Below are 26,226 nucleotides of genomic sequence, written 5' to 3'. Positions count from 1 at the left end.
TGCGCATGCCGCTTCGTTGGTGCGAGACTGGCGATCATCTAAATAGAAAAGATTCTTTCCTATTAGAATCCGCTCTCTTATAGATCCCATGTCTTGGAGGCAGACAGCCCAATGACTACCGATCACGTGGTCGCGGGCCATACCCGCGTGCTGTCGTCCGGCCAGGAGCGGCTCTGGTTCCTGAACCAGCTCGACCCCGGCAACGCCTCCTACAACATGTTCGTCACCGAGCGCCTGCGCGGCCCGCTCGACGCCGGCGCGCTCGAACGCGCCCTCCTCGCCGTCGCCGCCCGGCACGAGGTGCTGCGCACCCGCTACGCCGACGAGGACGGCCGGCCGGTCGCGGTCGTCGACCCGCACCCGCGCGTCACCCTGACCCGGGTCGACCTGGCCGGCCCCGACGGTGAGGAACGCGCCGCCCGGCTGGTGGCCGAGTGGACCGGACGGCCGTTCGACCTGGTGGAGGACCAGCCGCTGCGGGCCGGCCTGATCCGGCTCGGCCCCGGCGAGCACGTGTTCGTCGTCGTGCTGCACCACATCGCCGCCGACGGCTGGTCGCTCGGCATCCTGCTGCGCGAGCTCACCCGCGCCTACAACGGCGAGCCGGCCCCGGCCCCGCTGACCCTGCAGTACGCCGACCACGCCCGCGAGCAGCGCGAACGGGACGCCACGCCGCCCCAGGCGCTGGTCGACAGGCTCAGGAACGCGCCCGCGCTGGAACTGCCCGCCGACCGGCCGCGCCCGCTCGTGAAGACCACCGCCGGCGACCGTGTCGTCACCACCCTGCCCGCCGGGATCAGTGACCGCATCGGCCTGCTGGCCAGGCGGGAGCGCTGCACGCTGTTCATGACGTTGCTCGCCGCGTTCCAGGCGCAGCTCTCCCGCTACAGCGGCCAGCAGGACGTGTGCGTGGGCACCCCGGTCTCCACCCGCGACAGCGAGGAGCTGGAGCCGCTGATCGGCTTCTTCCTCAACACGCTGGTGGTGCGCACCGACCTGTCCGGCGACCCCACGTTCCGCGAGCTCATGCACCGGGTGCGCGCCACGGCGATGGAGTCGCTGATGGCCTCCGACGTGCCGTTCGACCGGCTCGTCGACGCCCTCGACCTGCGCCGCGACCTCAGCCGCACGCCGCTGTTCCAGGCCGAGTTCGTCATGGGCGCCGAGACCGCCGGGCAGCTCGCGCTCGACGGCGTGACGGCCGAGCCCTACGACCCGGGGACCGCGCAGGCCAAGTTCGACCTGGCGCTGGAGGCGGCGCCCGGGGCCGACGGGCTGCGGCTCTTCCTCGTCTACAGCACCGACCTGTTCGACCGCGCCACCGCCGAGCGCTTCTCCGGCCACTTCGCCAACGTGCTGCGCCAGGTGGCCGACGACCCCGAAGTGCGGCTGTCGGAGCTCGAACTCGCCGGGCCGGGGGAGCTCGCCCTCCTCGACGCCTGGAGCCGGGCCGAACCGGTGCCGCCCCGGGCGCGCACGCTGCACGAGATGGTGGCCGCCACCGCCGCCGCCCGCCCGTCGCACCCCGCCATCGTCCAGGCCGGCCGCACGCTCACGTACGCCGAGCTCGACGGCCGCGCCGACCGGCTCGCCGCGCTGCTGCGCGAGGCCGGGGTGGGCATCGGCGACCGGGTGGCGATCTGCCTGGAGCAGTCGCCCGAGCTCGCCGTGGCCGTGCTCGGCGTGCTCAAGGCCGGAGCCGCGTACGTGCCCGTCGACCCCGAGCAGCCGGACGAGCGGCTGGCGTACCTGCTGACCGACTCGGGCGCGGCGGCGCTGGTCGCCGACACCCCGGTGGGCGGCTTCGCCGGGCCGCTGCTCGGCGTCCCGCAGGAGAGCGGCGAGCCGGTCGGGCCGTCGGCCGGGCCGGACGACCTGGCGTACGTGATCTACACCTCCGGGTCCACCGGGCGGCCGAAGGGCGTGGCCGTCCAGCACCAGCAGGTCCTCAACTACCTGTCCGACGTGCGCGAACGCTTCGGCGTCGTGGACGGGGCCAGGTTCGGGCTGCTGCAGTCGCTCTCGTTCGACTTCGGCGTCACGGTCTTCTACCTGGCGCTCATGACCGGCGGGACGCTGGAGCTGTACCCGTCGCGGATCTCCGGGGCCGAGTTCGCCGGCCACGGCCTGGACTACCTGAAGATGACCCCGTCCCACTTCGGCGCGCTGGCCGCCGAGGTGCCGCCGGAGGAGCTGCTGCCCCGCCGTACGATGATCTTCGGCGGCGAGGGGTCGAGCTGGCAGCAGACCAGGGAGCTCGCCGCGCTGGGCCGGTGCGAGATCGTCAACCACTACGGCCCGACCGAGACCACCGTGGGCGTCACCACCTACACGGTCAGGCCCGACGACGAGATCCGCGGCCCCGTCACGCCGATCGGCCGCCCGCTCGGGCACGCCCGCGTCCACGTGCTCGACGCCGCGATGCGGCAGGTGCCGATCGGCGTGCCCGGCGAGCTGTGCGTCGGCGGTGACCGGCTGGCCCGCGAGTACCTCGGCCGGCCGGACCTGACGGCCGAGAAGTTCGTGACCGTCCGGGGCGAGCGCCTCTACCGCACCGGCGACCTGGCCCGCTGGCTGCCGAGCGGCGACCTGGAGTTCCTGGGCCGCCGCGACCTCCAGGTGAAGATCCGCGGCTACCGGGTGGAGCTGGGCGAGATCGACGAGGCGCTGCGCAAGCTGCCCGGCGTCGCGCACGCGGTGGCCGACGCCCGGGGCGAGCCCGGCGCGCTGGAGCTGGTCGCGTACCTGGTGGCCGACGGCGAGCGGATACCGGTCGGCGAGCTGCGGCGGGCGCTGGGCGCCGCGCTGCCCGAGTACATGGTGCCGACCCGCTACGTGTGGCTGGACCGGCTGCCGCTGAAGTCGCACGGCAAGGTCGACCGGGCCGCGCTGCCCGAGCCGGAGGCCGAGCGCCCCGACCAGGGCGTGGCCTACGAGCCGCCGTCGGGGCCGGTCGAGGAGGTGATCGCGGCGGCCGTGGCCGACGTGCTCGGGCTGCCCCGGGTGGGCGCGCTCGACGACTTCTTCGACCTGGGCGGCCACTCGCTGCTGGCCACCCGCGTCGTCGCCAGGCTCCGCCGCGACCTGCCCGAGGAGTGCGCGCCGGTCAGCGTGATGGACCTGTTCCAGCATCCGACCGTGCGCCGGCTGGCCGCCGTGGCGGGCGAGCCGTCGGCCCGGCGCGGGCTGCTCTACCTGCTCACGCCGCCCGGCCCGGCCACGCGCACGCTCGTCTGCGTCCCGTACGGCGGAGGCAGCGCGGTCGTCTACCAGCCGCTGGCCGACGCCCTGCCGGAGGGCACGGCGCTGTACTCGGTGGCCGTGCCGGGCCACGACCTCGGCCTCGCCGAGGAGCCCAGGCCGCTGGCGCAGGTGGCCGCCGAGTGCGCGGCCGAGATCATGGAGAAGGTCGGCGGGCCGCTGTCGCTGTACGGGCACTGCGGGGTCGGCGGCGCGCTGACCGTGGCGATCGCCCGGCTGCTGGAGGAGGCAGGCCGCGAGATCGAGACCGTCTACCTGGGCGGGATCTTCCCGTTCGCCCGGCCGACGCGCGGGCTGCTCGGCCTGTGGGCGAAGCTCACCGGCAGCGACCGGTGGCGCAGCGACCGGGGCCAGCTCGCCTGGCTGACCTCGATGGGCGCCGACCTGGGCGACCTCGACGAGGAGCAGCGGGCGTTCATCGTGCGCAACATGCGGCACGACGCGCGGCAGGCGGAGGAGTACTTCACCGGACTGCTGGACGCCGACGCCGCGCCGCTGCGGGCGCCGATCGTGTCGGTCGTGGGCGAGCAGGACCCGACGACGGAGTACTACGAGGAGCGCTACCGCGAGTGGCACTTCATGACCGGGCGCACGACGCTGGCGGTGATCAGCGAAGCCGGTCACTACTTCCTGAAATATCGGGCGGAGGAGCTGGCCGCGATCCTCTCCCGCGACCCGCTCACCCCCGGCGACAGCGGCCCCGGCTGGAGCGTCGAGGCCACCTCCACTCCCCGGGCCGCCTCCCCGGAGACCACAGCCGGACCCGAACCCAGCGTCGGACGCTTCCTGGCCGTGGCGCTCGGCCAGATGGTGACGATCACCGGCGCGACCATCACCGAGTTCGCCATCCCCATCTGGATCTACCTGAGCACCGGGCGGCTCGCGCAGATGGCGCTGATGACCGTGCTCGCCGTGATCCCCGGCGTGCTCGCCGCGCCGCTGGTCGGCGCCATCGTCGACCGGACCAGCAGGCGCAAGGTGATGCTCGCGAGCAGCCTCGCCGGCCTCGCCATCCAGGGCGCGGCGGCCGCCCTGCTGTTCACCGACGGGCTCGACACCTGGACCCTGTACCCGCTGCTCACCATGCTGTCGGTGGCGCTGGCCTTCCAGCGGGTCGCGTACTCGTCGGCCATCCCGCAGCTCGTGCCCAAGCGCTACCTCGGGCACGCCAACGGCGTCGCGCAGATGACGGCGGGCGTCGCCCAGTTCGTCGCCCCGCTGGCCGCGGTCGGGCTCATGTCCGTGATCGGGCTCGGCGGCATCCTCATCGCCGACATCATCGGCTACCTGGTCGCCGCCATCGTGCTGACCGTGGTGCGCTTCCCCGCCACGCTCGCCCACCAGCGCAGGGAATCGGTCGGCGCCGAGATCAAGGCCGGGTTCCGGCTGTCGATCGGCAACCGGGACTTCCGGGCGATGGTCGCGTTCTTCGCGCTGCTGGCCATCGTGCTGTCACCGGTCTTCATGCTCTACTCGCCGCTCGTGCTCTCCTTCTCCAGCCTGTCGCAGGTCGGCGTGATCGCGCTGTGCGGCGGCGCGGGCGCGGCGGCAGGCGGCCTGTGGATGAGCCTGTGGGGCGGCCCCCGCCGCCGGCGCATGATCGGCATGCTGCTGCTCACGCTGGTGATCGCGGTGTCCTGCGTGCTCGTCGGCCTGACCCGGTCGCTCGTGCTCATCGGCATCGGCGCGTTCGGCGTGTCGCTGGGGCTGGCGCTGGTCAACGGCGTGTACGCGACGATCATCCAGGTCAAGGTGCCCCAGCGCTACCACGGCAGGGTGTTCGCGCTCAACCAGATGGTGGCCTGGTCCACGATCCCGCTCGGCGTCGGCGTGCTGACGCCGCTCGCCGAACGGGCACTCGAACCGCTCATGCTCCCCGGCGGTGCGCTGGCCGGCACCGTCGGAGCCGTGATCGGCACCGGGCCGGGACGCGGCATCGCGCTGATCTACGTGATCTTCGGGCTGTTCATCGCGCTGCTGGTGGCAGGCGCGCTCCGGACCAGGGTGCTGTCCCGCTTCGACGACCACGTCCCCGACGCGACCCCCGACGACCTGATCGGCGTCGCCCGCCTCAAGCAGAGCGAATAGCGGCGTCCGGCTCAGCGGGCGGCGTCGAGGACCGCCCGCTGCCCGGCCGTCAGCTCCAGGTCCACCGCGCCAAGACTCTCCTCCAACTGCTCGACCGAAGAGGCCCCGACCAGCGGGATCACCGGCACGTCGCCGCCCATGAGCCAGGCGAGCACCACCTGGTTGACGCTCGCCCCCGTCTCACGCGCCACCTCCCGCAGCGCCGCCATCCGCCGCGGCGTGCCCGGATGGTCGTACGCGTCGCCCAGCGGCTTGTCGTCACGCACGTACGCGCCGCCCAGCAGCGGCGAGTACGCCACCAGCGTGAGCGCCGGCTCGGCTCGCAGATAGCTGAGCAGGTCACCGCCCACCGCGCCGAGATTGCCGTCCACCGAACGCGGCGTCGGCACGTCCAGACGCGGGCGCAGATAGGAGTGCTGATACTGCAGCACCTCATAACCGGGCAGCCCCGCCGACGCCGCCAGCCCCCGGGCCCGCTCCAGCCGCCACGACCAGTGGTTGCTCGCCCCGAGCAGCCCCACGGCGCCCTCCGCCACCAGCGCCGCGAACGCCTCCACCGTCTCCTCCAGCGGCACCCGCCAGCTCTCCAGGTACGCGTGCGCGTACAGCAGATCCAGCCTCTCCATGCCCAGCCGCTCCCGGCTGCGCTCCGAGGACTCCCGGATCACCCGGGCCGACAGACCCTCCAGATCATGGCTGAGACTCGTCGCCGGCGCGTTGGGCCGGCCGCCGAGCTTCGTCGCGACGACGACCTCGTCCGTCACCCCCCGGCTGCGCCGCCACCGGCCGAGCAGCGCCTCGCTCTCACCGCCCTGCGTGCCGTTGACCCAGTACGCGTAGTTGTTGGCGGTGTCGAGGAAGTTGCCGCCGGCCTCGACGAACCGGTCCAGAACGGCGTACGAGGTCGCCTCGTCCACCGCCGTGCCGAACAGCATCGTGCCCAGACTCAGCACGCTGACCCGGCGACGGGTCCCCGGATCACTGCCGATCACGCGGTACTTCATGAGAATCCTCTCCCGGACGTTCATCGGAGGGCAGAGCCGGAGTATCGCCGCTAGAGCCGGCTCGAGGTCAACCACCACCCGTTACGCCCGCCGTCGTACGGGCCCGTGCGCTCTGACGTGGCGCTCGTCCGTCCCTAGGGGCGATCCCCGAGGCCCACGGCGGTACGCGCCGGTCCCCGCGTACGTGCGACGGTGTAGGACGACTGCCTCCCGTGGGCCGACGTCGCCGGACCTGGATTTCGCGACTCTGGATCCAACGCGGAACGACACCGACAGGGAGCGCGAGATGAACACCACCGTCACCCCCACCCAGACCATGATCACCGGGCTGGCCGGCTGGCTGTCCCGGCACAGCATCGACATCCTGCGGGTCAGCCTCGGCCTGGTGTTCGTGGCCTTCGGCACGCTCAAGTTCTTCCCAGGGGTCAGCCCGGCGGAGGCCTTGTCCGTGGCCACGCTGGAGAAGCTGTCGTTCGGCATGCTGTCCGGCTACGCGGCGCAGTTCGTCATCGCCGCCATGGAGGTCTTCATCGGGCTCACGCTGGTCACCGGCAAGTTCCTGAAGACCGGGCTCGTGGTGATGGCCGGCGCGCTGGCCGGCTTCTTCGCCCCGTACGCGCTGTTCTTCACGAACCTGTTCCCCGGGGCCCCCACGCTCGAGGCGCAGTACATCTTCAAGGACATCGTGCTCGCGGCGGCCGCCATGGTGATCGGCGCCCGCGCACTCGGCGCCCGCCTGGTCCCCGCCCGTGCATGACCAGACCAGCCCCCCGCCTCCCGGCCCTGCCCCGGGAGGCATCTCCATGCCCCCCGGGCCCACGCCTCACACCAGGTCGGGCGGGGTCGGTCGGGCCGAGCCGGTGCGCCCGTGCCGGGTCGGCCGGGCCGGGGCGGCGCGCGGGCTGGAGCGGCCGCCCCAGCGGGTCATGCCGGGGCGATCGCCTGGAGGAGGGCGCGGGCCTCGGCCACCGGGCGGGCGGCGCCCTTGCGGGCCGCCAGCTCGGCCAGCCCGGGAATGCCGACCCGCGCTCCGGCCTGTGGGCCGGTGCGTGCCCCGGCCAGGGCGGCGGCCTTGACCGCGACCGCGAGCAGGTCGGCAAGCCCTGGACGGGCAGGCTCACCGGCCCCCGGCAGCAGGGCGGGCAGCGCGGACGCCAGCATCGTCCACGTCTCGCCGTGCGCACCCGACAGCGCGAGCTCCTCCAGCGCGGGCGCGACCCGCTTGAGCGTCACGGAGTCCAGCGCCACAAGGGTGGCCAGCGCCCAGCCGAGATCCCCGGCTGACAATTCCCCACGCAGGGCGAGGATCTTCGCCGCGTCGATCGCGTGCACCCGTACGGCAGGCTGCTTGTGCCCCATGCCCAGCACGATCGCGGCGGCCGTGGCCCGCCCCACCGGACCGTCCCCGTACGCCAGCGCGGGCAGCACGTCCACCTGGGCGTCACGGTGGCGCAGGTCCACGGCGAAACACTCCAGCACGTGCGCGGCCAGCGCTTCCCGATGGGACGGCAGCACCGAGGGCCACCACGCCATCCGGTCCGAATGGCCGGCGAAGTATTCCCTGGGCTCCAGCGTGAACAGCTCGCGGATCCGCTCCGGCAGGCCCGGCGCCGACGTCATACGGGCGTGCAGCTCGGTGACGGGGGCGTAGTTCTGGTAGCCGCCGAGGTTCCGCATCACGCTCGCCGGGCCGTACGCGATGACCGGATCGGCCGCCCCGCCCGCCCGCAGCCACGCCGCCAGCCTCCGCCCCGCCGCCGACGTCAGCCTCTCCGCCCGGCCGAGCGCCACCGGGTCGACGGCCCGGGGCAGGCGGAGCAGCGCCTGGCAGAAGTCGAGAGGCAGCGGCTCGCGGTCACCCAGGAGTTCGAGCCGGTCGACGAGCGTTGCGGCGTCGAGGCGCCCCGTGCGCGCGGTCGGGGTGGCCAGCAGCAACGGGACGCTCCCACCCGCCTCGAACAGGGCCACGACCTCCCGGTAGCGGTCCCTGATGAACCAGTCGAGCACGGTCTCATAGGGAGGATTCCTCGCCAGATAGTCGCTGATCTGGCGGGAGAGCACGGCGCTGTCCGACGGCGACACCACCGCGAGCGCGCACAGGGACAGCAGCGAGTAAGGGTGATAGCAGGTGCTCGGGTCAGCCCATAACGGGTAGCCGTGCTCGAAGCTGCCCCACCGCTCGTTCCGCCACGGCCGCAGCGCCTCGGCAGTGCCCTCGCGGTCACGGTGGACGTGCTCGACCAGCGCGGCGAGCATCAGCTCGTAGCGGATGGGGTCGTGCGGCCAGCTCATGGAGGACAGCGCGGCGGCCAGCTCCGCCGCCGAGCCGATCGGCCCCGGCATGCCCGGCAGCGCGGGCGCGGTCAACGGCGTGGTGACCGGGGTCTCGGGCGGCGCCGGCACGACCTCCCCGTAGGCGGCGGCGATCCGGGCCAGGGCCTCCGGCGGCAGGACCGCCGCCGCCTCCCGCACCGCCTCACGGGCCGCCCGGCTCGCCTGCGGCGCCAGCTTGACCGCCAACCGCACCGCCCGATCCCGCAACGACGGCACCTCCACCCCGAAAACCAGCCCCAACGCCACAACCGCCCCATCAACGCGGTTGGACGCTCCCTGGCCGCCCGCCTCATCGCCGTGACCGGACGCCCCCTCACCGGGCCGGCCCCCGACCAGGCCGGACGCCCCCTCGCCGGGCTGGCCCCCGACGCGGTCGGACGGGGCCTTCGGGCGTGGGGTGGCTGGGCGGGTGGGGGCGGACTGCGCGATCCACTGGAGCGCCGTCGTGACGTACTTCCGCTCCTGCCGGAACGCCAGCGCGCCGACCGCCTCGGCGAACAGCTCCTCGCCCAGCCCGCCCGCCTCGTCGGCGCGGCGCAGCTCGGCGGCGGCCAGCCGCACCAGCGGCGAGGCGGCGAACGGCAGCACCCGCACCAGGTCCACCACGGGAAGCTCGGCCACCTCCGGCCGCAGCTCCTCCCACAGGGACACGAACGGCTCGACCTCCCGGCCGTCACCACCGTTGAGGAACTTCGACGCGCACCCGCCGATCAGCGCCTTCCGGTCCAGCCGCCCTTCGCCCGCCAGCCCGGCCAGCGCCCCGATCACCGTGGGGTGCTGGTACGCCGAGTTCCACGCCCGGTCGTGCGCCAGCGGCCGGGCGACGCCCTCGGCCTGGAACAGCCGGGGCACCATGAAGTCCAGCAGCGGATGGTCGCGCACCAGGTCGGCGCCCGCGCCCGTCCACAGCCTGTGGTGCAGGTGCCACACCCAGCCCGCCACGAACGCGTCGTTGTCGGGCGGCTCGATCCCCGTCTCGATCACCAGCGTGGCGGCCAGGTCCCAGCCGGGCTCGCCGTCCACCCGCCCCGCGAGCCCGCGACCGCCCGGACGGAGCCCGGCGGCCAGCCGTCGGGCCAGGTCGCGCCGCCACGGCTCCGGCCGGTCGCGGACCAGCCGCGAGATCCGCTCGGCGTCGGCCTTGGGCGACGGCACCGTACGCAGCTCGCGCCGGTCGAGCCAGGCGGCGACCTGGGCGGCCCCGCCCAGGCAGGCCGCCCCCGCCAGGCGCAGGGCGGGAGCGGCGCCGGCGACCCCCCAGCGTGACTCGTCGCGCACCCGCGCGGCCAGGTAGCCGGGCAGCTCCGCGGCCACCGCCTTACGGTCGGCCGCCCCGAGCCCCAACAGGAACGCCACCAGCCCGTCCCCGCCGTCCCCGTTCTCGATCCGTTGCCGGATCTCCTCCCACGGACCCACGCCCCACCTCCACCCGGCCACGGCAAGCAACGCCCGAACGCTACCGACCCCCACCGACAACCAGGGGCCGACATCAGGAGGCCGGGGGAAGGCCCCAGCGCCCCACCGACATCCGGGAGGGCCCACCGGCGTCCGGGAGGGCGCACCGGCAGCCGACACCCGGGGGAACGCCCGGGGGGTCAGCCGAGGGCTTCGCCGACGCCTTCCACGTCGCGGATCGCGCTCATGACCTGTTCGCTCCGCCCGGTCGCCGGGTCGAAGACGGTCACGCCCAGGGGCGGCGCCTCCTGGGGCATCCCGAACACCAGCTTGGTCCCGTAGAAGGCCACCGGCAGGTTGCCGCCGGGCAGCGTGGGGACGACGGTGCCGGGCACGCCCTCCCGCATCGACAGCACCTGGGCCGAGTCACCCCAGGCCACGGCCACCCGCCCGTCGGGTGCGGCGGCGAGCGCGGAGCCGGTGCTGGAGGACCCGCAGGCTCCACACTCGACGGTGTCGAGGATCCGGGCGTGGTCGAGGACGAGCACGTTGCCGCACTGCCCCTCCGTGGCGGCGAACGTGCCGCCGGGCACGTAGGCGACGGCGTCGCCGAGCTCGCACTCGCTGCCGCCGTCGTGCTTGACGGCTTCGAGCCGCTCGGCCCGCACGTCCGCGATCATGGTCACGGCGCCGTCGTAGGGGCCGATGCCGTTGGCGAGCTGCCTGCCGCTGCCGTCGTCGCGTTCGCGTGGGGAGCCGACGAGCAGCCCGGTGCGGCCGTCGGGGAGTGGGCCGACGGCCACGGTGGCGCCGAAGCCGTCGTGCGGCTCGCTGTTGCCGGGGACGCCTTCGGTCTCCTGGGTGATGCGCCGGGGCGGCGTGGTGTCGCCGTCGGTCACGTAGACGGCGCCCGCCTGCTGGACGCCGCTGTCGTTCTCCTCCGGCGCCCCGATGGCGATGGTCCCGCCGTGGGCGGCCACGGCGGCGCCGAACCGAGCGCCCGGCTGCGGGTTCGGCGAGACGATCTTCCTGTACGGCGCGGCGTTCCCGCCGTACAGGACGTAGACGGCGCCCGCGCTGTGCCCGCCGTCGACCTTCGTGTACGGGGCTCCGACGACGACGTCGGCGCACCCGTCGGCGTTGACGCGGGCGAGGGCCACCGAGGACCCGATGGCGTCGGCGGCCAGGTCGGGGATGCGCAGGTGGACGAGCTTGCCCGCGCTGAGGATCGACACCTGCCCGCCGGTGAGCATGCGGTTGCCCACGGCGACGTCGTCGTGTCCGTCGCCGTCGAAGTCCCGCGCGCTCGCCTTGGCGCAACGGTCCGCGGGGGAGGCGGCGCCGGTGGGGCCGGCCGGGGCCGCGCCCGCGCCGGGATCGCACGCGGTGAGCGTGATGAGGAGTGCCGTGAACGCGAGCACGAGCCGCCGTGACATATCCCGATGATTGCGGATCCATCCCACCCACGGCCACTCGGCGCAGGGCCCGTGTGACACTGGCGCGGGAGGTGGGATGGCTTGCGCCCGGTCGTCGAGTACGAGGGCTAGACGATCTCCAGGTTGGCCATCATGGCCATGTCCTCGTGCTCGGCGTTGTGGCAGTGGAACAGGTAGCGCCCCCGGTAGCCGTCGAAGCGGGTGATGATCTCCACCCCTTCGCCCGGCCGCAGGGCGACGGTGTCCTTGAGCCCGGCGTCGTGGGGGAGCGGCGGCCGGCCCCGGCGCGAGAGCACCTGGAAGCCGACCAGGTGCAGGTGGACGGGGTGGTGGACGTCCGCCACGAGCCGCCAGATCTCGACGTCGCCGAGGCGGGCGGTGACGTCCGTGCGGGCGGGGTCGAACGGCAGCCCGCCGATCAGCCAGCCGTGACGGCCGTGCATCCGCCCGGCACGGAACGAGAGGTCGCGCACCCGGACCGCGTCCGACCGCCGCCATCGGGGCAGATCGGTGGAGAGCGTACGGGGGATGCGGCTGTCGTCGGCGGCCCTGCGCGCTACGCGGAAGGCCATCACGTCGCGCGTCCGGCCCGAGCCGAGCCGGTTCACCAGCCGGACCAGGCCGCCGACGGGGACGCCGGAGAAGTCGACGACCACGTCGTGGCGTTCGGCGGGGGCCATCGGCAGGACCCGGTGGGTGACCGGCGCCGCGAGAAGCCCCTGGTCGGCGCCGATCTGGACGAGGTCGAGGCGGCGCCCGTCGCCGGTGACCGCTTCGAGCTCGTAGTGGCGGGCGTTGGAGGCGTTCAGCAGGCGCAGCCTGTAGCGGGCGGCGTCGGCCTCGTGCACGGGCCAGGGCGCGCCGTTGACCAGGATCACGTCGCCGAGCACGCCGGCCAGGTACTCCTCGCGCACGCCCGGCCGTCCGCGCAGCGTGGGGTCGAGCGACGGGTAGTCGAGGCCGCCGTCGGCGGTGAAAGCCCGGTCCGCGATCATGAGCGGCAGCTCGCGCGGCCCGGCGGGCAGGCCGAGCGCGTCCTCGGCGTCGTCGCGCACGATGTGCAGCCCGGCCAGGCCGCGCCAGATCGCCGGGGCGGTGAAGTCCATCCGGTGGTCGTGGTACCAGAGCAGGGTGGGCCGCTGGTCGAGAGGGAACGTGTATTCCCTGGTCAGCTCCGACACCACCGCGCGCGGGTCGTGCATGGCGTGCCCGCCGTGGTCCCATTCGCGGGGCAGGACGAGGTCGGTCGGGTAGCCGTCGGAGTCCGCCGGGGTCCGGCCGCCGTGCAGGTGCACGACGGTGGGCACGGGCAGGTCGTTGCGGTGCGTGACGGTGACCGGCCTGCCGCGCCGCGACTCGATCGTGGGCCCGGGGAAGACGCCCTCGTACGTCCACAGCGGCGTCCTGACGCCGGGCAGGATTTCCGCGGTCACCTCGCGCTGGGTGATCGCGTAGCGGTCGACGCCGCCCGCGGTGCTGACCGGCTTGAGCACGGCGGGCAGCGGCAGCGGCACCCGGAACGGCGGCGGCAGCGGCACGGCGCTGCGCAGCTCGGCGCCGGTGACGGCCGGGCGGCGGGCCAGCGCGGCCGAGGTCGACAGCCCGGCGGCGGCCACCAGCCCGAGCGTCCCGCCGATGCCGAACAGCCGCCGCCTGGTCACCCCGTACTGCTCAGGCATCACGGACCTCCCGCCGTCCGAGAGGCCGCCAGGTGGCGATGAACTGCACGACGACCCCCGCGACGGTCGTCACCCCGAGCGGGACGTGCAGCCACAGCGCGCTCTCCATCCCGGCGAAGTACTGCACGGTCTCGGCCGCGACCACCGCCAGCGTGGCCAGGAACGGCCAGACCTGGCGCATCCGCACCCACGCCACGACGGCCACCACCAGCTGCACGTAGCCGATGGAGGTGGTCACGTCGGCGCCCACCGCGTGCCAGCGCAGGCTCCCGTAGTCACCGGTCAGATAGACCCCGGCGAAGACCGGCTGGGCGGCGATCGCCACCAGGTGCGCGCTGACGACGGCCCGCAGGGCCCATGCCGTCGGCGTCGTCATGACGGATCCTCCTGTCACGTCGTCCGTTCGTCGACGCGTCCGACACTATGACTCGACGGTTATCTTGTCGAAGATCAATATTGCTATGCTGTCATGCACCGGGAGGCATGATGGATCTGAACGCGCTGCGCCAGTTCGTGGCCGTGGCCCGGCTGGAGCACCTCAGCCGCGCCGCCGAGGAGCTGCGCGTCGCCCAGCCGTCGCTCAGCCGCACGATCGCCCGGCTGGAGAACGAGCTGGGCACGCCGCTGTTCGAGCGCAGCGGCCGTCTCCGGCTCAACGACGTGGGCCGGCTCTTCCTCGGCCACGTCGAACGCGCCCTGGGCGAGCTCGACGCGGGCGCCCGGGCCGTCGCCGACGCCGTCAGCGAGGGCGTCGGCGGCGTGCGGCTGGCGTCGGAGACGTTCCTCACGCTCACCGGGCCGCTGGCCGCCTACAAGCGCGCCCATCCCGACGTCGAGGTCGAGCTCCGCTGGATGCCCGCCGACGACATGGCCCGCGCCCTGCGCGCACAGGAGGTCGACCTGTGCGTGGCCTCCCAGCCCATCGCCGCCGAGGGCCTGACGGCGGTCCAGCTGCTCGACGACGTGGTGGGGGTGGCCACGCCGCCCGGCCACCCGCTCGCCGGCCGCGCCCGCGTGAGCGTCGACGAGCTCGCCGGGCAGCCTCTCGTCAGCGCCCGCGCGGGCCACTGGCAGCGCCGCCTGCTGGAGCGGCTGTTCGCCGCGCGCGGCCTCACCCCGAAGATCGTCTGCGAGGTGGACGAGCCCAGCGCCATCGCCGGGCTGATCAGCGCCGGGCTCGGCATCGGCCTCGTCCCCGGCTTCGCCAGGCGCGTCTCCGCCGGGTTCGCCGGGTGCTGGATTCCCGTCGACAGCCCCGACTGCCGGCGCACGGTCACCCTCTACTGGGCCACCGGCAGCCGCCTGCCGGCCGCCGCCCGCCTGATGCAATCCACGATCACCGGCTGGGACTGGGACCCTGCCTGACGTTCGAGGGGGCTGCGTCGTCGTACCGATGACACCACAGGAGAGGACGCATCATCATGCCCACACAGCGCGAGAGCGACGAGGCCGCGATCCGGCAGCACGTCGGGAAGATCGTCGAAGGGCTCCGGGCCAAGGACCTCGACGGTCTGCGGAGCCTCTACGCGGCGGACGTCGTGTCCTTCGACATAGAGCCGCCCCTGCAGCACGTCGGGGTCGAGGCGAAGATGAAGAACTGGACGAACGTGTTCGCGGTCTTCGAGACCGTCGACTACGAGGTCCGCGACCTCGCGCTCACCGTGGGCGACGAGGTGGCGTTCGGGCACTGCTTCGGCCGGTTGAGCGGCACGCTGAAGAACGGCACGGCGACGAGCGGCATGTGGGTGCGGGGCACGTTCTGCTTCCGCAAGGCCGACGGCCGCTGGCTGATCGCGCACGACCAGGTGTCCGTGCCGTTCGACCTGGCCAGCGGCCGGGGCGTCGTCGACCTCCAGCCCTGACCCGAGCGGGTCAGGGGCGCCTGAGCCGGACCGCGAGGAACGACGGCGCCCGGTGCAGCCGGTCGTAGGCGGCCTCGTCGACCTCCCGCAGCTCGGCGGTGGGCCGGGGCTCGGCCAGGTGCTCCAGCACGAACCCCGCCGCCAGCAGCTCGCCCAGGAACGTCTCCAGCGGCAGGCGCTGGTAGTGGATCGACAGCCCGCTGTCGCCGAGAGGCAGGTCCCGCCAGTCGTGGCTGAAGTACGAGCCGCCGAAGTGCTGCCAGTCGGCCGTGGGGTGGGTGGTCGACACCAGCAGCCAGCCGCCCGGCCGCAGCACGCGGCGCAGCTCGCCCAGCAGCCGCGCCCGGTCGCGGACGTGCTCGTACACGAGCGCGCAGAGCGCCCCGTCGAACGACGCGTCGGCGGCGAAGCCCAGCGGCTCCTCCAGGTCGTGCAGCAGCAGCTCGGCCCGGCCGCCGACGCGGGCCCGCGCGTGGCCCAGCAGGGTGGCGCTGCCGTCGACGCCGACCACCTGGGCGCCGCGCGCCACCAGCTCGGCCGCGTAGTGGCCCGCCCCGCAGCCGACGTCCAGGACGCGCGCCCCCGACACGTCGCCGGCCAGCGCGAGCATCGCGGGCCTGTCGGTGTAGGCGTTGTACGGGCTCGTCTCGGCATGCCCGGCGAAGTGGTCGCCGAGCGCGTCATGGTAAGCGGTGCGCATCGGGCCATCATCGCGCGAGCGCCCGCTACAGGCCGACCCAGCGCCGGTAGGGGCCGAGGTCGACGTTGCCGCCGCAGACGACGGTGACGACGTGGCGCCCGGCGAACCGGTCAGGATCCTCCAGCACGGCGGCCACGCCGAGGGCCGCCGACGGTTCGGCGACGAGCCCGGCGTGCTCCAGCAGCAGCCGCAGACCCGTGACGATCGACGACTCCTCGACCAGGACGGCGTCGTCGGCGACCGCCAGCAGGTCGGCCAGGACGGCGGGGATCGGGCGGCGGCCGGCGACGCCGTCGGCGATGGTGTCGGTGGTGTCGGTGGTGACGACCTCGCGCGCGTGCCACGAGCGGGTCATCGCGGGCGCGCCGTGCGGCTGCACGCAGATCACCTCGACCTCCGGCAGCAGCGTCTTCATGACGTGTCCCACGCCGGTGGCCATCGCCCCGCCGCCCAGGGCGATCAGGACCGTGTCGAACGCGGGCGTCCCGGCCGCCAGCTCCAGCCCGATGGTCGCCGCGCCCTCGCACGTCTCGAGGTCGAGGCTGTCCTCGACCAGCCGGACGCCCCGCTGCCGGGCGAGCTCGGCGGCCCGTTCGCGGGCCTGGTCGAAGTCGCCCGCCACCAGCTCCAGCTCGGCGCCGAGCGCGCGGATCCGGTCGAGCTTGACGGCGGGCGCCCGGCGTGCGGCCACGACGGTCACGCCCAGGCCGCGGCGGCGGCCCGACCAGGCGAGCGCCTGGCCGAGGTTGCCCGCGCTCGCGCACACCACCTCCGGCCTGCCCTGATCGGCCAGCAGGCTCGTGACCAGCTCGGTCCCCCGGGCCTTGAAGCTGCGGACCGGGTTCGCCGTCTCCAGCTTGACGCTCACCGTGCAGCCGAGCCGCTGCCCCAGCGCGTCGCACTCGTACAGCGGCGTGTCCAGGAAGCGCGGGTCGATCACCTCGCGGGCCGCGCGGATCCGGCCGAGGTCGAGGCGCGTGCCGGGCTCGGCGGGCGGCATCGGTCAGCGCTCCGGTCGGCCGCCGCCGGTCAGGACGGGGGCGGCGCGGTTGGCGCTGGACAGGTGGACGCCCGTGGCGCGTTCGGCGAGGGCGAGCGCGCCGGCGACGGGATGGCCGGGGAACTCGGGCCGCTCGCCGTCGACGTCGACGCCGAGCGCGCGCAGGTCGTCCGCGAGCCGGTCGGGGTCGGCGCCCCGCCGGAGCCGGTAGGAGAACAGGCCGAACGCGGTGATCAGCTCCCCGTCGGCGTAGTAGCCGAAGTCCGCGCCGCTGTGCGTGACCCGGACGACGGCCGCGACCGTGCCGGCCGACAGGCGGGCGATCCCGTCGTGGACGGCTCCGTCGCCGAAGCGTTCGAGCAGGACGGTCCCGCCGTCGGCTGCGTAGGCGGAGACGCCGTGCCCGTCCTGGCCGAGGGGGCCGGGGGTGACGCCGATGCGCCGCATGGCCTCCTCGGGCGTCAGGTCGCGGGCGAACCCGGCGTGCAGCCAGGGCCCGCCGGGGTCGCCGGTGAACCCGGCGCACAGCCAGGCGTGGGCCGAGCCGGTCATCGCCGGTCCTGCCTCGGCTCGAACCGGACGAACGGAATGTGCATGCCCACCTCGCGGTAATCCTCCTGGCTCCCGTCGACGGCGTAGCCCATGAGCTTGCACAGGCGGCGGGCGGCGGCGGGGTGCCGGGACGCGTATCGGGCCATGATGTCAGGCCCTTCCTCGGCGGGGACAGGGGTGGCCGTCACCTGGAGGACGCGCCCGCCGACCTGGATGGTCACCTCCGGGGCGGCCATGACGTTGCGATACCAGTCGGCCTTGACGCCGAACCCGGAGGCGGCCAGGTAGCCGCGCCCGTCGTGCGCGACGACCTCGATGACGGCCTGGCGGCGCAGCCCGGAGACCCGGCCGGTGTGGTTGAGCAGCATGACGCGGCGGCCCAGCAGCGCGCCCAGGCCCAGGCGGTAGAGGAGGATGGGCAGCCGCCACAGCCTGCGGCTCAGCCCGGTCGGCGGCACGGGCCTCTTGACGATCTCCACTGTGTCAGCCCCTTCCGGGTGTCGTGGCCGGGTCCTCGCCGGGGAGCAGGCTCTCCGCCACGGCCAGCGCCTCGTCCGTGGGCAGCTCGCCGTCGATCATCTGGTGCAGCATCAGCCCGTCGATCGCGGCGACGGCCAGCGTGGCGATCCCGATCGCCCGGGCGGCGGGCCGGCCGGGGTGGAGGGCGCGCAGCCGGTCGGCGATCCGCTGCCGGGCCTGGCGGAGCTCGTCGCGCAGCATGGCGCCGAGCGCGGGGTCGCGGGTCGCGCCGATGATCAGCTCGGCGGCCAGCCGGGGCGCGGGCTCGGCGCCGCCGGTGCGCGGCAGCAGGGCGCGGATGGCGGCCAGCGCGGTCCGCTCGTCCTCGGCGGCGAGCAGCTCGTCGACGAGCGGGTTGACGAGGAGGTCGGTGCCGCGCCGGAAGATCGCCGCGTGCAGGCCGGGCAGGCCGCCGAAGTGGTAGTGGATCAGGCCGGGGTTGGTGCCGGCGCGCTCGGCCACGGCCCGCGCGGTGACGCCGGGCCACCCGTGCTCGCCCAGGAGCGCGAGCCCGGCCTCCACCAGTTGCTCGCGCCGCCGGTCGCCGCGCGGCGAATTTGGTCGCTCGGCCAAGTTGGTCATGCGGCCAAACTAGCACGCCCGCCCGGACGGGGCTCAGCCGGGCCGGTAGGCCGCCAGGAAGACCCGCACGGCGGAGTCGGCGTAGTGGTCGAGCTCCGCCTCCGTGAATGCGACGTCGTCACCGCAGAACATGACCCTGTTGACCGGGATCGAGGTGGTGAGCCAGGTGAAGTGGTTGGCCGCGATCAGCGAGTCGTCGATCCGCAGCAGGCCCCGGCGCGCGAGCTCCTCGAAGCACGACGCCAGCGAGGCGTGCACGCGCTCGGGCCCCGCCTCGAAGTAGGCCCGGCCGAGCTTGGGGAAGCGGCCGGCCTCGGCGATGACCAGGCGGCGCACGCGTAGTTGCGACGGCTGGGTGAGAGCGCGCACGAACTCGTGCGCGACGGCCCGCAGCGTGGTCTCCACGTCGTCGGCGGTGGCCAGCTCGGTCATCGCGGCCTTGAAGATCTGGTCGATGCCGACGAGCCGGTCGAGCACGATCTCCTCGAAGAGCTGCTCCTTGCGGCCGAAGTGCTTGTAGATCGTCTGCTTCGAGGCCCCGGCGGCGGCCGCGATCTCGTCGGTCTTGGCGCCCACGTACCCGTCGCGCAGGAACACCTCCATGGCCGCGTCCATGATGCGCCGCCTGACCTGGGCGCCGGGCCGTTCCTTGGCCGTCGCGTGCGGGGCTTCGACTTGCGTCACTTCGGTTCCTCCTGCGCGTGCGGTGAACAGGCCTGTTGACACCAAGCGTACAGTACCGTACGGTTCCGATCACGCAGAACTGTACCGTACGGTACTGCTACAGCAGAGGGAGAACGCGGATGCGCAAGATCGTGAGTGGCCTCTTCATCTCGCTTGACGGCGTGGTCGAGGCGCCCGACCAGTGGCACTTCCCCTACTTCGACGACGAGATGGGCAATGCCGTCCAGGCCATGATGGACGGCACCGAGGCGATGCTCCTGGGCCGCCGCACCTACGAGGAGTTCGCCTCCTACTGGCCCACCTCGACCGACGACCTGGCCGGATACATGAACGACACCCCGAAGTACGTGGTGTCCAACACGCTGACCTCCGTCACCGAGTGGCAGAACTCCACGCTCGTCACCGGCGACCTCGTCAAGGAGATCGCCCGGCTCAAGGAGCAGCCGGGCGGGAAGATCAGCATGTCCGGCAGCGGCACGCTCGTCAGCTCACTCGTGCGCGAGGGGCTGCTGGACGAGCTGCACCTGCTGCTCCACCCGATCGTCGTCGGCTCGGGCAAGCGGCTCTTCGGCGACGGCGCGCAGGCGCCGCTCCGCCTGACCGGCTCGCAGACCTTCGCCAGCGGCGTGCTGCACCTGACCTACGCGCCCGCCGTCTGACCAGCCCGACCAGCCTGGCCAGCCCGACCGGATCATCAGACGGTCTCCAGCGTGGTGGTGATCTCCACGCTGCCGCCGATGGTCCGCGCGATCGGGCAGTGGCGGGTGTGCCGGTCGTGCGCCCGGGCCACCTCTTCCGGGTCCACGCCCTCGGCCAGGCGCACCAGGTAGCGCACGTGCACGGAGGCGATGCGCAGCACCCCGCCGTCCTTGACGATGATCCCCTCGGCCTCCGACGTCAGCGCGCCGTCGGTCGTCGGCTGGCCGAGCCGCCCGAGCATGCCGGACAGGGTGCCGGTCAGGCATCCGGCGGTCGCGCCCACCAGGTAGTCCAGGGTGGTGGCGTGCGGCTCGATGGTGTCGAGCGGCACGTTGTAGTGCTCGGCCACCCCGCCGTGCATGCCCATCGGCACCTGCCCGTCCAGCGGCACGGTGACCAGCTTCGTGCGGCCGGGCGCGGCCTCGACGCTCACCCGGGCGATCTCGGCGACGGTGCTGCTGTCGATCATGTTCACTGCTCCTTGTCGTGGCGGGGCGGTCAGCGGGTGGTGTTGGACGCCGCGGCGGTCAGCGCGCCGAAGTCGACGCGGCCGCCGTCCAGGGGGACGACGGCGGCCACGTAGCAGTCGGGGCGCACCACGTACACGACGTCCTGCTCGCCGGCGTACACGTCCCACATCTCGTCGGACAGCACGGTGAGCACCCCGGAACCGGCGGGGGTGGGGGCCAGGACGGCGCGGCGCACCCACGCGGGGGCGGGGACGGCGTCGAGCGCGGTCCGCAGCCCGGAGGTCAGGCCGCCCCGGCCGGGCACGGCCAGCAGCGTGAGCGCGCCCGCGACGGCGGCGCGCAGTGTGGTCGTCCGGCCGCCCTGGGCGCAGCGCAGGTCGGGCAGCGGCTCGCCCGGCCGCACCCGGGGGGAGGGCAGCGCGGTCGGCGCGGTCAGGACGGAGCCGGTGTAGGGGAACGGCTCGTACAGCTTGCCGCTGTCGACCCGGTTCGCCTGGTCGGGGGCGTCGGCGGCGGCGGCCAGCGCGGCGTCGCGGGCCCGGCGGCCGGCCTCGTCGTCGGGGGTCATGAACTTCATGGACGCCCCGGTGACCGCCAGGTTGTGGTCGGCGGCGGCGGCCCGCTCGGCCTCGTAGCTGTCCAGGAGCGCGGGCCCGGCCTGGCCGTTGAGCACGAAGCCGAGCTTCCAGGCCAGGTTCTCGGCGTCCTCCATGCCGCTGTTCATGCCGCGGGCGCCGAACGGCGACACGACGTGCGCGGCGTCGCCCACCAGGAACACCCGGCCGCTGCGGAAGGCCGAGGCCCGGCACTGCTGGAAGGTGTAGGTGTTGCTGCGGACCACGCGCACCGGGTGGTCGCCGATCGCGGTGGCGATGCGGGCGCGGACGCGCTCGGGGTCGGTGAGGACGTCGGCGTCGGCGTCCAGCGGAATCTGCCAGTCGAGCCGCCACAGCCGCCGGGTCACGCCGTGCATGAGCACGATGCCCTCGGGGTGGAAGGGCGGGTTGAACCAGAGCCGCCGCTCCCGCTCGAACGGCAGCTCGGCCTCGAAGTCGGCGACGAGGAAGCGGCCCTGGGTCTGCCAGCCGTCGAAGGTGATGCCCAGGTGGCGGCGGATCCGGCTGCCGATGCCGTCGGCGGCGACCAGGTAGGCGCCGGTGTGGGTCTCCTCGCCGTCGGGGCCGGTGGCGGTGACCCGTACGCCGGAGTCGTCCTGCTCGAAGGCGTCGACGGTGCGGCCGAGCCGGATGTCGGCCAGGCCGGTCGCCAGCGCCGCCTCGTGGAGCAGCTCCTCGATGCGGAACTGCGGGAAATTGACGAAAGGCGGGTAGATCTCCTCGCCCTTCGGCGGGAACCTGAGCTGGAGAATCTCCTGGTCGCCGTAGTAGGTGCGGCCCAGTGACCAGCTCACGCCGTCGTTGACGATCTCGTCGGCGAGGCCGAGCCGGTCATACAGCGCGAGGATGTCACGCTGCACGGTGACGGCTCTCGACTGGCGGCAGCTCGGCTGGTCACGCCGCTCCAGCACCACCGAGCGCACGTTCTGCCGGGCGAGGAGGAGCGCGGTGGTCAGGCCCACGGGCCCCGCTCCCACGATCACCACACGGGGAGAAGAACTTGAGCTGTCCGGCAGAACCATCGCCACCTCCGGCGTGACCGATATTCGGTCGCTACGACCGTCTATTGGTCATAGCGTGCCCTGTCTGCGGCCGGACTTCAAGAGGTACGGCCAAGGCGTACGGTGAAGTCGTGTTGGCGCGTGAGTGCGCGAAGCGCGATAATCGCTCACATGCCCCGATTTTCGAGGGGTGGTAACCCCGTCCTTCGCCTGGGAGTGAGACCGTGACCGAACCGGCCAGACCCGCTGAGATCGCGCAGACGCTCGACCGGGGGCTGCACCTGCTGGAGATCCTCGCCGAGGCGGACCCGGACCACGGGCTCTCCCCGACCGAGGCCGCCGCCAAGCTGGGCGTCCACCGTTCCATCGCCGCCCGCCTGCTGGCGACCCTGCTGCGGCGCGGGTTCGTCCGGCGCAACCGCGAGGGCCGCTACCTGCTGGGCATGGGCCTGTTCACGCTGGCCCGCCAGGTGTCGCAGAACCTCCTGGTCGTGGCGGGTCCGCTGCTCACCGAGATCGCCGAGCGCCTCGACGCCACCGCCGTCATGCACGTCGCCGACGGCGACGGCGCCGTCACCCTGGCCTCCGTCGAGCCCAAGCGGGCCAGCTTCCACATCGGCCTGCGCACCGGCTCGCGCCACCCGCTGGGCACCGCCGCCACCGGCATCGCCATCCTGGCCGGCCGCCCGGCCGAGCCGGGCGAGCGCGACAAGGTCGCCCAGGGGCGCGAGCAGGGGTACGTGGTCACGACGGGTGAGCTCGTCCCCAACTTCACCGGCATCGCCGCGCCCATCGTGGTCAACGGCTGGTGCGACGCCAGCGTCGGCGTCGTCATCCCCAAGGAGCGTCAGCACGACGAGCGGGCGCTGGCCGACGAGGTGATCACGCTGGCCAGGAGCATCGCGCTCGCCCTCACCTGACCCCTGACGTGACCTCTGCCCGCGCCGAGCGCGGGCGTGCGAGGCCCCGGAGCCCCGAGCGGGCACCGGGGCCTTTCGCATGTCCGCACGATTGACAACCCTTCACCCCCTGCGCGAGGATCGCCGATATGCGGTACCTGTAACCGATAATAGAACGCCCATGCATGCAGGGGCACGATCTCGAATGGGGTGGCCATGGTCTACTACAGGCGCCTGGGCGAAGTGCCGCGCAAGCGGCACTCCCAGTTCCGCGGCGGCGACGGCGTCCTCTACCACGAGGAGATGCAGGGCGAGGAGGGGTTCAGCTGGACCCAGTCGTTCCTGTACCACCGCCGGATCCCGACCGCCATCACCGCGGCGGAGAGCCGGCCCGACACCGGCGGCGGGCTCCGGCCGAACGACCCGCTGCTGCCACGGCACCTGCGCACCCACGCGTTCGAGCCGGGCGGCGACCCGATCCTCGACCGGCGGGTCCTCATGGGCAACTCCGACGTGACGATCTCGTACGTCGCCGCCGACGCCGACAGCCCGCTCTACCGCAACGCCGTCGGCGACGAGCTCGTCTACGTCGAGTCCGGCTCGGCCGTGCTGGAGTCGCCCTTCGGCCGGATGGAGGTCGGCGACGGCGACTACGTCGTCATCCCCACCTCCACCACCCACCGGTGGCGGCTGCTCGGCGGGGAGCTGAGACTGTTCGTGGTGACGGCGTCGGGCGGCGGGCACATCAGGCCGCCCAAGCGCTTCATGTCGCCGTTCGGGCAGTTCCTGGACGGCTCGCCGTACAACGAGCGCGACATCCGCGGCCCCGAGGAGCTGACGTCCGCCGACGGCCCCGCCGACGTCTACGTCAAGCACCGGCGCGGCCTGACCCGCTACACCTACGCCTACCACCCGTTCGACGTGGTGGGCTGGGACGGCTACAACTACCCCTACGCGCTGTCCATCCGCGACTTCACCCCCTCGACGGGCGCGCTGCACCTGCCGCCGCCCACCTACATCACGTTCGAGGGGCCGGGCTTCGTCATCTGCTCGTTCGTGCCGCGCATGTACGACTACCACCCGGACGCGGTGAAGGTCCCCTACAACCACGCCAACGTCGACTCCGACGAGGTGCTGTTCTACTGCGGCGGCGACTTCATGAGCCGGGCCGGCACGGGCATCGGCATGGGCTCGGTCTCCCTGCACCCGGCGGGCTACATCCACGGCCCGCAGCCGGGCAGCGCGGAGAAGAGCCTGACGGTGACCAGGACCGAGGAGTACGCGGTCATGGTGGACACGTTCCGGCCGCTCGACCTCGGGCCCGACCTCAGCGAGGCGGAGGACGCCGGCTACGCCTGGTCGTGGGCGCGCGGCGCCGGTGTCGACGTCGGCGGGTGAACCACCACGGCGAAGGGCCCTGCGACTCACGGTCGCAGGGCCCTTCGCCGTCAGGAGGCCGGTGTGTGCTCGGCCGGGACGGCACGGCGCGGCGTCAGCGCCTTCCGCGCCCGTGTGGCCAGCGCCGCCAGCCCCTTCGGCTCGTAGAACAGGATGACCACGATCAGGCCGCCGTAGAGGATCTGCGCCACGTAGGCGGGCCCGAAGTCGGACACCGCGCCGCCCATGCCCGGCACGGCGTCGCTGTAGCGCTGCAGGAGCAGCGGCAGCGACGACACGAACGCCGCGCCCGCGATCGCCCCGGCCACCGACGCCTGCCCGCCGATCACCACCATCGCCAGGTACTCCAGCGACAGGAACAGGTCCCAGTACTCGGGCACCACCCGCTGGAACAGCAGGGCCAGCAGCACGCCGGCCAGGCCCGCGTACACGCTCGACAGCGTGAAGGCGACCGACCGGTAGCGCGCCACCGGCACGCCCAGCGCCGCCGCGTGCACCTCGCCGTCGCGGATCGCGGCGAAGGCCCGGCCGACCCGGCTGCGCAGCACCAGCACCGCGAACACCGTGGTCAGCACCAGCACGAGCAGCGTCACGTACCAGCCGCGCTCGGCCTGGCGCAGCGGCACCCCGAACAGCGACAGCTCCGGCTCGACGCCCAGCACCTGGAACGAGCCGATCGTCAGCTCCGGCACGTTGCGCCCGTTGTAGCCGCCGGTGAGCGGCTCGGCCGCGAACAGCACGTGCTGGCCGATGAACACCAGCGCCAGCGACGCCACGCCCAGGTAGATGCCCTTCAACCGGCCCGCCAGCGGGCTGAACGCCAGCCCCGCCAGCCCCGCCATCGTCACCGCGATCACCGCGGCGAGCAGGCTGGGCAGCCCGAGCCCCCAGGAGTCCTCCGTGCCCGGCGAGCTGAGCCAGATGTAGCCGTAGGCGCCCACGGCCAGGAAGAACGAGTGTGCCAGGGAGAGCTGCCCGACCCGGCCGACCAGGATCATCAGCCCCACCGCGCCGATGGCCGCGGCGAAGGCGAACGAGCCCAGGTTGAGCCAGAACCGGTCGGCGTACAGGGGGATGGCCAGCAGTACCACGCCCGCCACCACCGCCACCGGCGCCCGCCACCGGATCCGCCCGGAGATCTTGTCAAACACGGACGGCCTCCCGTATCCCGAACAGCCCGGCGGGCCTGACCAGCAGCACCACCAGCATCAGCACGTACGGCGCGGCCTCCTCGAAGCCCTGCCCGAGGAACGCCAGGTGCTCGCCGTAGCCGCGGACCAGGACCTCGCTCAGCCCCACCATCAGCCCGCCGGCGATGGCGCCGGTCGTCGAGTCGAGCCCGCCGATGATCGCCGCCGGCAGCGCGCGCAGCGCCACCGCCTCGACCGACGTGTCCAGGCCCGGACTCGGGTAGGCGACGATGAACAGGCCGGCGCACACGGCCAGGGCGCCGGCCACCGCCCACGCCGTCGCCGACACCCGGCCGAGCCGGATGCCCATCAGCGACGCCGTCTCCGGGTCCTCGGCCGTGGCCCGCATGGCCACGCCGAAGTCGCTGCGGTGCAGCCAGAGCTGGAAGAGCACCAGCAGCAGCGCGCCGACGACCAGCGCGGCGATCCGCGCCTCCGCGACGCCGATGCCCAGGAAGCGCACCACGTCGTTGCCCCACGGGTCGTCCGTGGTGAGGATCTGCGAGCCGATCCGCCGGTCGGTCTCGGTCAGCAGCACCACGTCCAGCCCGATGGTCATGATGCTCGCCGCGACCACGGCGTTCGTCTTGCGGAACCTGCTGACCAGCAGGCGGTCGATCAGCACGGCCAGGATCGCGGCGGCGGCCACGCCCAGCGGGAGCGCCACCCAGAACGACAGCCCGTGCAGGCTGGTCGCGCTGGCCACCACGTACGTGCCGAACATCAGCAGGCTCGGCTGCGCGAAGTTGACCACGCTGGACGACTTGTAGATGACGACGATGCCCAGGGCGACGAGCGCGTAGACGGCACCGAGCGACGCGCCCTCCACCAGCATCGAGAGAAGTTGTGCCATGAA

At 73.4% G+C, this 26,226-nt stretch carries 22 protein-coding genes; 7 read left to right on the top strand and 15 right to left on the bottom strand.

The window, feature by feature from the left end; all coding sequences use genetic code 11:
• Positions 1-111 precede the first annotated feature (111 nt).
• Positions 112-5,349 carry an amino acid adenylation domain-containing protein gene (locus ACBI99_RS24445; protein WP_375073560.1) on the top strand — a complete coding sequence of 1,746 codons (5,238 nt, stop codon included), beginning with the start codon at positions 112-114 and terminating at the stop codon, positions 5,347-5,349.
• Positions 5,350-5,360: 11 nt separating this feature from the next.
• On the opposite strand, the gene ACBI99_RS24440 is transcribed toward ACBI99_RS24445, so the two are convergent.
• Positions 5,361-6,353: an aldo/keto reductase gene (locus ACBI99_RS24440; RefSeq protein ID WP_375073559.1), complete on the bottom strand. Its 993-nt coding sequence runs from the start codon at positions 6,351-6,353 to the stop codon at positions 5,361-5,363.
• 286 nt (positions 6,354-6,639) lie between these two features.
• Here ACBI99_RS24440 and ACBI99_RS24435 point away from each other — a divergent pair, with 286 nt between their 5' ends.
• Positions 6,640-7,110 carry a DoxX family membrane protein gene (locus ACBI99_RS24435; protein ID WP_219510345.1) on the top strand — a complete coding sequence of 157 codons (471 nt, stop codon included), beginning with the start codon at positions 6,640-6,642 and terminating at the stop codon, positions 7,108-7,110.
• Between the two features lie 167 nt (positions 7,111-7,277).
• Here ACBI99_RS24435 and ACBI99_RS24430 read toward each other — a convergent pair whose 3' ends face one another.
• The 4 genes from ACBI99_RS24430 to ACBI99_RS24415 all read right to left on the bottom strand — a co-directional run bounded on the left by ACBI99_RS24430 (position 7,278) and on the right by ACBI99_RS24415 (position 13,573).
• Positions 7,278-10,103: a hypothetical protein gene (locus tag ACBI99_RS24430; protein WP_375073558.1), complete on the bottom strand. Its 2,826-nt coding sequence runs from the start codon at positions 10,101-10,103 to the stop codon at positions 7,278-7,280.
• A gap of 179 nt (positions 10,104-10,282) precedes the next feature.
• Positions 10,283-11,518, bottom strand: a complete 1,236-nt coding sequence (locus ACBI99_RS24425) for an FG-GAP-like repeat-containing protein (RefSeq protein ID WP_357583488.1) — start codon at positions 11,516-11,518, stop codon at positions 10,283-10,285.
• 107 nt (positions 11,519-11,625) lie between these two features.
• A complete protein-coding gene (locus ACBI99_RS24420) occupies positions 11,626-13,197 on the bottom strand; it encodes a multicopper oxidase family protein (protein WP_219510349.1) in 1,572 nt (523 codons plus the stop codon).
• Positions 13,190-13,573 carry a hypothetical protein gene (locus ACBI99_RS24415; protein ID WP_219510350.1) on the bottom strand — a complete coding sequence of 128 codons (384 nt, stop codon included), beginning with the start codon at positions 13,571-13,573 and terminating at the stop codon, positions 13,190-13,192. The genes ACBI99_RS24420 and ACBI99_RS24415 overlap by 8 nt, the downstream gene beginning before the upstream one ends.
• Before the next feature lie 107 nt (positions 13,574-13,680).
• On the opposite strand from ACBI99_RS24415, the gene ACBI99_RS24410 reads away from it, so the two are divergent.
• Positions 13,681-14,562: a LysR family transcriptional regulator gene (locus tag ACBI99_RS24410; protein WP_375073557.1), complete on the top strand. Its 882-nt coding sequence runs from the start codon at positions 13,681-13,683 to the stop codon at positions 14,560-14,562.
• A 56-nt stretch (positions 14,563-14,618) separates the two neighbouring features.
• A complete protein-coding gene (locus tag ACBI99_RS24405) occupies positions 14,619-15,059 on the top strand; it encodes a nuclear transport factor 2 family protein (protein WP_219510351.1) in 441 nt (146 codons plus the stop codon).
• A gap of 10 nt (positions 15,060-15,069) precedes the next feature.
• Here the strand turns inward: ACBI99_RS24405 and ACBI99_RS24400 are convergent, their stop codons facing one another.
• Genes ACBI99_RS24400 through ACBI99_RS24375 form a run of 6 tightly spaced genes read right to left on the bottom strand, consistent with a single transcriptional unit; the run spans position 15,070 to position 19,096 of the window.
• Positions 15,070-15,759 carry a class I SAM-dependent methyltransferase gene (locus ACBI99_RS24400; RefSeq protein WP_219510352.1) on the bottom strand — a complete coding sequence of 230 codons (690 nt, stop codon included), beginning with the start codon at positions 15,757-15,759 and terminating at the stop codon, positions 15,070-15,072.
• A 25-nt stretch (positions 15,760-15,784) separates the two neighbouring features.
• Positions 15,785-16,759 carry a threonine/serine dehydratase gene (locus ACBI99_RS24395; protein ID WP_375073556.1) on the bottom strand — a complete coding sequence of 325 codons (975 nt, stop codon included), beginning with the start codon at positions 16,757-16,759 and terminating at the stop codon, positions 15,785-15,787.
• 3 nt (positions 16,760-16,762) lie between these two features.
• Complete coding sequence (locus ACBI99_RS24390) at positions 16,763-17,311, bottom strand: DUF6461 domain-containing protein (RefSeq protein WP_375073555.1); 549 nt, start codon at positions 17,309-17,311, stop codon at positions 16,763-16,765.
• Positions 17,308-17,790: a nitroreductase family deazaflavin-dependent oxidoreductase gene (locus tag ACBI99_RS24385; RefSeq protein WP_375073554.1), complete on the bottom strand. Its 483-nt coding sequence runs from the start codon at positions 17,788-17,790 to the stop codon at positions 17,308-17,310. Before ACBI99_RS24385 ends, ACBI99_RS24390 begins: the two co-directional genes overlap by 4 nt.
• A 4-nt stretch (positions 17,791-17,794) precedes the next feature.
• Positions 17,795-18,412: a TetR family transcriptional regulator gene (locus tag ACBI99_RS24380; RefSeq protein ID WP_357583498.1), complete on the bottom strand. Its 618-nt coding sequence runs from the start codon at positions 18,410-18,412 to the stop codon at positions 17,795-17,797.
• 33 nt (positions 18,413-18,445) lie between these two features.
• On the bottom strand, positions 18,446-19,096 hold the full coding sequence (locus ACBI99_RS24375; RefSeq protein WP_219510358.1) for a TetR/AcrR family transcriptional regulator: 651 nt from the start codon (positions 19,094-19,096) through the stop codon (positions 18,446-18,448).
• A 119-nt stretch (positions 19,097-19,215) separates the two neighbouring features.
• On the opposite strand from ACBI99_RS24375, the gene ACBI99_RS24370 reads away from it, so the two are divergent.
• On the top strand, positions 19,216-19,755 hold the full coding sequence (locus ACBI99_RS24370; RefSeq protein WP_219510360.1) for a dihydrofolate reductase family protein: 540 nt from the start codon (positions 19,216-19,218) through the stop codon (positions 19,753-19,755).
• 35 nt (positions 19,756-19,790) lie between these two features.
• On the opposite strand, the gene ACBI99_RS24365 is transcribed toward ACBI99_RS24370, so the two are convergent.
• Together ACBI99_RS24365 and ACBI99_RS24360 are read right to left on the bottom strand one after the other, a co-directional pair.
• Positions 19,791-20,264, bottom strand: coding sequence for an OsmC family protein (locus tag ACBI99_RS24365; RefSeq protein ID WP_219510361.1), 474 nt, complete (start codon positions 20,262-20,264; stop codon positions 19,791-19,793).
• Positions 20,265-20,293: 29 nt separating this feature from the next.
• Positions 20,294-21,904 carry an FAD-dependent oxidoreductase gene (locus ACBI99_RS24360; protein WP_375073553.1) on the bottom strand — a complete coding sequence of 537 codons (1,611 nt, stop codon included), beginning with the start codon at positions 21,902-21,904 and terminating at the stop codon, positions 20,294-20,296.
• A gap of 203 nt (positions 21,905-22,107) precedes the next feature.
• Here ACBI99_RS24360 and ACBI99_RS24355 point away from each other — a divergent pair, with 203 nt between their 5' ends.
• Together ACBI99_RS24355 and ACBI99_RS24350 are read left to right on the top strand one after the other, a co-directional pair.
• Positions 22,108-22,803, top strand: a complete 696-nt coding sequence (locus ACBI99_RS24355) for an IclR family transcriptional regulator (RefSeq protein WP_219510363.1) — start codon at positions 22,108-22,110, stop codon at positions 22,801-22,803.
• 195 nt (positions 22,804-22,998) lie between these two features.
• Complete coding sequence (locus ACBI99_RS24350) at positions 22,999-24,180, top strand: homogentisate 1,2-dioxygenase (RefSeq protein ID WP_364171788.1); 1,182 nt, start codon at positions 22,999-23,001, stop codon at positions 24,178-24,180.
• A gap of 50 nt (positions 24,181-24,230) precedes the next feature.
• Here the strand turns inward: ACBI99_RS24350 and ACBI99_RS24345 are convergent, their stop codons facing one another.
• Both ACBI99_RS24345 and ACBI99_RS24340 read right to left on the bottom strand, forming a co-directional pair.
• Positions 24,231-25,331: a branched-chain amino acid ABC transporter permease gene (locus tag ACBI99_RS24345; RefSeq protein ID WP_364171790.1), complete on the bottom strand. Its 1,101-nt coding sequence runs from the start codon at positions 25,329-25,331 to the stop codon at positions 24,231-24,233.
• Positions 25,324-26,223 carry a branched-chain amino acid ABC transporter permease gene (locus ACBI99_RS24340; RefSeq protein ID WP_219515232.1) on the bottom strand — a complete coding sequence of 300 codons (900 nt, stop codon included), beginning with the start codon at positions 26,221-26,223 and terminating at the stop codon, positions 25,324-25,326. The genes ACBI99_RS24345 and ACBI99_RS24340 overlap by 8 nt, the downstream gene beginning before the upstream one ends.
• Between the last annotated feature and the right edge of the window lie 3 nt (positions 26,224-26,226).

It is taken from the genome of Nonomuraea sp. ATR24 (assembly GCF_041950485.1).
In the GTDB taxonomy this organism is placed as follows: domain Bacteria; phylum Actinomycetota; class Actinomycetes; order Streptosporangiales; family Streptosporangiaceae; genus Nonomuraea; species Nonomuraea ceibae.
The sequence above is the reverse complement of the archived record's forward strand: the minus strand, read 5'-3'. Positions and strand labels throughout refer to the sequence as shown.

Bases quoted from the DNA above. Each gene is read 5' to 3' on its own strand.
- ACBI99_RS24445 (WP_375073560.1), top strand. From the start codon at position 112: ATGACTACCGATCACGTGGTCGCGGGCCATACCCGCGTGCTGTCGTCC.
- ACBI99_RS24440 (WP_375073559.1), bottom strand. From the start codon at position 6,353: ATGAAGTACCGCGTGATCGGCAGTGATCCGGGGACCCGTCGCCGGGTC.
- ACBI99_RS24435 (WP_219510345.1), top strand. From the start codon at position 6,640: ATGAACACCACCGTCACCCCCACCCAGACCATGATCACCGGGCTGGCC.
- ACBI99_RS24425 (WP_357583488.1), bottom strand. From the start codon at position 11,518: ATGTCACGGCGGCTCGTGCTCGCGTTCACGGCACTCCTCATCACGCTC.
- ACBI99_RS24420 (WP_219510349.1), bottom strand. From the start codon at position 13,197: ATGCCTGAGCAGTACGGGGTGACCAGGCGGCGGCTGTTCGGCATCGGC.
- ACBI99_RS24415 (WP_219510350.1), bottom strand. From the start codon at position 13,573: ATGACGACGCCGACGGCATGGGCCCTGCGGGCCGTCGTCAGCGCGCAC.
- ACBI99_RS24410 (WP_375073557.1), top strand. From the start codon at position 13,681: ATGATGGATCTGAACGCGCTGCGCCAGTTCGTGGCCGTGGCCCGGCTG.
- ACBI99_RS24405 (WP_219510351.1), top strand. From the start codon at position 14,619: ATGCCCACACAGCGCGAGAGCGACGAGGCCGCGATCCGGCAGCACGTC.
- ACBI99_RS24400 (WP_219510352.1), bottom strand. From the start codon at position 15,759: ATGCGCACCGCTTACCATGACGCGCTCGGCGACCACTTCGCCGGGCAT.
- ACBI99_RS24395 (WP_375073556.1), bottom strand. From the start codon at position 16,759: ATGCCGCCCGCCGAGCCCGGCACGCGCCTCGACCTCGGCCGGATCCGC.
- ACBI99_RS24390 (WP_375073555.1), bottom strand. From the start codon at position 17,311: ATGACCGGCTCGGCCCACGCCTGGCTGTGCGCCGGGTTCACCGGCGAC.
- ACBI99_RS24380 (WP_357583498.1), bottom strand. From the start codon at position 18,412: ATGACCAACTTGGCCGAGCGACCAAATTCGCCGCGCGGCGACCGGCGG.
- ACBI99_RS24370 (WP_219510360.1), top strand. From the start codon at position 19,216: ATGCGCAAGATCGTGAGTGGCCTCTTCATCTCGCTTGACGGCGTGGTC.
- ACBI99_RS24365 (WP_219510361.1), bottom strand. From the start codon at position 20,264: ATGATCGACAGCAGCACCGTCGCCGAGATCGCCCGGGTGAGCGTCGAG.
- ACBI99_RS24360 (WP_375073553.1), bottom strand. From the start codon at position 21,904: ATGGTTCTGCCGGACAGCTCAAGTTCTTCTCCCCGTGTGGTGATCGTG.
- ACBI99_RS24350 (WP_364171788.1), top strand. From the start codon at position 22,999: ATGGTCTACTACAGGCGCCTGGGCGAAGTGCCGCGCAAGCGGCACTCC.
- ACBI99_RS24340 (WP_219515232.1), bottom strand. From the start codon at position 26,223: ATGGCACAACTTCTCTCGATGCTGGTGGAGGGCGCGTCGCTCGGTGCC.